Annotated in this window: 6 protein-coding genes; 3 read left to right on the top strand and 3 right to left on the bottom strand. The window is 62.9% G+C overall.

Annotation, left to right across the window (positions count from 1 at the left end; all coding sequences use genetic code 11):
* Nucleotides 1-250 precede the first annotated feature (250 nt).
* The 3 genes from I6U14_RS16495 to I6U14_RS16505 all read left to right on the top strand — a co-directional run bounded on the left by I6U14_RS16495 (nucleotide 251) and on the right by I6U14_RS16505 (nucleotide 1,251).
* Nucleotides 251-487, top strand: coding sequence for a DUF433 domain-containing protein (locus tag I6U14_RS16495; protein WP_296900692.1), 237 nt, complete (start codon nucleotides 251-253; stop codon nucleotides 485-487).
* 91 nt (nucleotides 488-578) lie between these two features.
* A complete protein-coding gene (locus I6U14_RS16500; protein ID WP_296900694.1) occupies nucleotides 579-833 on the top strand; it encodes a hypothetical protein in 255 nt (84 codons plus the stop codon).
* Nucleotides 817-1,251, top strand: a complete 435-nt coding sequence (locus I6U14_RS16505) for a putative toxin-antitoxin system toxin component, PIN family (protein ID WP_296900697.1) — start codon at nucleotides 817-819, stop codon at nucleotides 1,249-1,251. The genes I6U14_RS16500 and I6U14_RS16505 overlap by 17 nt, the downstream gene beginning before the upstream one ends.
* A 597-nt stretch (nucleotides 1,252-1,848) precedes the next feature.
* Here I6U14_RS16505 and I6U14_RS16510 read toward each other — a convergent pair.
* The 3 genes from I6U14_RS16510 to I6U14_RS16520 form a co-directional block, all read right to left on the bottom strand.
* Nucleotides 1,849-2,115, bottom strand: a complete 267-nt coding sequence (locus I6U14_RS16510) for a DUF2442 domain-containing protein (RefSeq protein WP_296900699.1) — start codon at nucleotides 2,113-2,115, stop codon at nucleotides 1,849-1,851.
* A 130-nt stretch (nucleotides 2,116-2,245) separates the two neighbouring features.
* Nucleotides 2,246-2,779 carry a hypothetical protein gene (locus tag I6U14_RS16515; protein WP_296900701.1) on the bottom strand — a complete coding sequence of 178 codons (534 nt, stop codon included), beginning with the start codon at nucleotides 2,777-2,779 and terminating at the stop codon, nucleotides 2,246-2,248.
* A gap of 130 nt (nucleotides 2,780-2,909) precedes the next feature.
* Nucleotides 2,910-3,419 (bottom strand): type II toxin-antitoxin system Phd/YefM family antitoxin (locus tag I6U14_RS16520; RefSeq protein ID WP_296900704.1); only part of this gene is annotated, 510 nt, incomplete at its 5' end.

Below are 3,419 nucleotides of genomic sequence, written 5' to 3' on the forward strand. Positions count from 1 at the left end.
GGGGTCTCACATGTCACGCAGGCAAATTTACCAGCTTATGAACGATGTGCAGTGGGAGACCCTGGTGCCCGTGACCCTGGTGCCCGGGAATTGTGCCTTGGCCAGGCGGCCGGCTCCGGGATGAGGTCGCGCGGCGCCGCAAGGTCGCCCGTCTCGGCGTGCAGCGCCGGGACGATCAAGCCGCGCCGCGACCAAGGCCGAATCACGCCCGTGCTAACCCGCGGGCAAGGCCATCGAACCGAGCACAGGCATGGAACTGAAGCACCTCGACCGCGTCACCTTCGACCCGGCGATCATGGGCGGCAAGCCCTGCATGCGCGGCATGCGTGTCACCGTCGGCATGATCGTCGGCATGCTCGCGACGGGAGACGACAAGGCAGGCGTGCTCGAACTGTATCCGTACCTTGAGCCCGCCGATATCGATCAGGCACTCAGTTGCGGGGCCTGGCGTGCGGAAGAGGTCGAGATCCACATCGACGCTACATGAAGCTGCTGCCGGGCATAAATCAGTTACCGGCATCGCACCACTTGCCTTAGACTCAGGGTGATTCAGGGCCGCGCATCGCATAGGCGACGAAATGACCGACATCAAGATCGAGCCGGAGGGGCTGCTGATCCCTCCTCGGTACCTCCGCGGCCTGGGGTCGACGGCGAGCGTTCGACGCATCAAGGGTGGCCTCATCGTGGAGTCCCCCGATCAAGCCCGGGCGCGCGACGAGCTGCGGGCGCTGGTCGAGCGCATCCGGGCCGCGGCGACGCCGGATACACCGAGCGACGACGAAATCGGCGCCATCGTCGATGAGGTCCGTGCCGAGCGTGCGCGTTGTCGTTGACACCAACGTCTTCGTCTCCGGCTTGATCAACCCGCGGGGGGCGCCGGGCACCATCGTCGATGCGGTGATTGAAGGTAGAATCACCCCGGTGTTCAGCAGCGAGACGCTTGCCGAGCTGCACGACGTGCTCGCCCGCCCAAGACTCCAGCGCGTCCTGACACGCGCAGCGACCCCACCCGAGACCCTACTCGCAAGGCTCGCCTCGGTCGCCGAGCTGGTCACGCCCGGGGCCGTCATCGAGCGCATTCGGGACCCGAAGGACGCCCCTTTCCTGGCCGTTGCCGCCACCAGGCCGTTGCCGGATGCCATCGTCACCGGCGACTCGGATTTCGAGCGTGGTCGCTACGGCGGCGTTCCCGTGGTCTCCGCCGCCGTGCTGGCAGCGGCGCTGGCGACCGATTGCGGTCGCATCCCCTGACGCCCCTCGGTTCGGGGGGTTGGGGTCTCACATGTCACGCAGGCAAATTTACCAGCTTATGAACGATGTGCAGTGGTAGACCCTGGTGCCCTTTTGCATGAACGAGGACGCTGTTGCCCGGTAGTTTCTTAAGGGCTCCTCGAAAAATTCGAGGACTACCACTTCCACCGGCTGGTCCGGACGATGGAGATCTTTTACCGAAAGCGCTGCGGGCTTCAGCACCCAACTGATGGCTTGAATAATGGAAGACTTACCGGTGTTGTTTTCCCGGACCAAGGGGTGTAGCCCTCCAGCGGCAACGAAACATCTTTACAATCGCGAAAATTCTTGATGCGCATGTGGCTGAGGCGATGCATTCAAAGTCCTTCATTTATATTTGCGTGTCAGCAAGGCGAGGTAGTGCGCCATCGAAGTACGGTGACAGTGTACTTATCTTGACGACGGAGTTGTGGGCGAATTAAGCGAGGGGTCGTCCGATCCGGGATCGATTAGACCAGCCCCGGGAATCCAGCCGCTGTCGCCCGATCCTTCGAGCTCCCAGAGCCAGACTGCTCCGTCACGGGTGGACTGTCCGCTGGGCTGCAGCAGTCCGCGTCGCTACGCCGCGTTCGAGTGCACCAGTGCGCCTTGCTCCGCCAGCTTGCGCTGTAGGCTTGCAGCGCTCAGCTCCAGTCCGTTCGGCCAGCACAAGGCGCCAAGCTCCAGGAAGCACCGGGCAACGAACTCGGGGTCTCGCAGCGGTCGGGTCATGACGGTATCACGCGCGATGAGGGCGCTGAGGTCGTAATCGCCTGCCGAGCCATCTGAAAAGCAAAGATGAACAGCGGTATCGCTTACGACCGTTGCGTTGATGATCTTAATCATTGTCCGCTCCAGGAATTCTTTCGAGTGGTTGCAGCGCGATGGCCCGTCGCCAGTTTTCCATGAGTTCAAGCCGGTGATCCGCGGTCCAGTCGCGGACGAGCTTAGCTGCCTTTCTGGACTGCCCCCAAAGCTACGGGGCAAACCGCAGGCCTGATGCACCCTGATCGTACTTCAGGAACCCGCACTGCGCGAACTTCTTGAACGGCATGGCCAGGATCAGTTGCCGGATGTCCGTATCGGTGAGCTCGTCGACATGGGCCATGCGGACGCGAGGCCTCTCCACCGGCCGGCCGGCGGCCTTACGCTCCAGGTAAAGGTCGCGGACGGCCGGCGTCAGCCAGTTGATGGCCACGCTGCCGTCGGCGTCGACGGTATCGAGCAGGCAGCGCAGCAGGATGGGCTTATAGCTGGCGGCCATGTCCATCTCCTCGCAGAAGGCGAGGAAGCGCTCGCGGATGTTGGCGGCGGTCTCCGGGTCCGCTCTCGGCGACGATGCGCGAGTATGCAGTCCCTGCTCCAATCCCTGCTTCAGACCCTTTTCGATCCCGGCCCGCTCGGCACTCGTCATGTATGACTTCTGCTTGCTCTCCCCGAACGCGTAGAGGTACTCGCGGAAGGCCGCTTCCACCGCTGTCGGCAGCCGGATCATCCAGTCGATGATCACGTGGCTTTGCTGCTGGTAGCTGTAGAGTCCGTCGGCGTTGTCCGGGCGCGCTTTCCACAGCGACGGGTTGGCGCAGAGCCATTCAAAGCGACCTTGAAAAATTGCCGTCCTGGCAATTTTTCAAGATAGATCACTTTTTCGCGAGTCGCTCACGACCGGCGGCTTTGATCCGCTCGGCCAGTTCCGGCAACTCATCAGCCTTGTCGTCTGAATGCGCGCCGCTCTCCAGATCAGCGATCCCGAGGTTGATCTCCGCGCGAAGCTGCTGGAGCTTGATGTCGTTCAGCTCGTCGTACTCCTCCTTGGAGAGCACGACAGCGACGGCACGGCCATGTCGCTCGATGACCACTGGCTCGCGTCGAGCGGTATCCAGCAGCTGGCCGAAGCGGGCTTTGGCGTCGTGGGCGGAAACGTTCTGCATGGGAATCCCCCGGCAAGATGGCCTGATCTGGTCAAATTTGGCCAAACCGACTCTGCCAGCAAGCCTATGTCTCGACGAACGCTGCTCAGCGCTCGCGATCAGAGGCGGTCGCCAGGGGTTGCTCGGGGCGGAATCGGCGCGGACGTTCGTGCGCGCTGATTCCGCCCCGAGCAACCCCTCGGCCTTGAACCGAGCCTGCCAGCTGTAGAGCGTCGAGAG

Source organism: Thiohalocapsa sp. (assembly GCF_019695415.1).
GTDB lineage: Bacteria > Pseudomonadota > Gammaproteobacteria > Chromatiales > Chromatiaceae > Thiohalocapsa.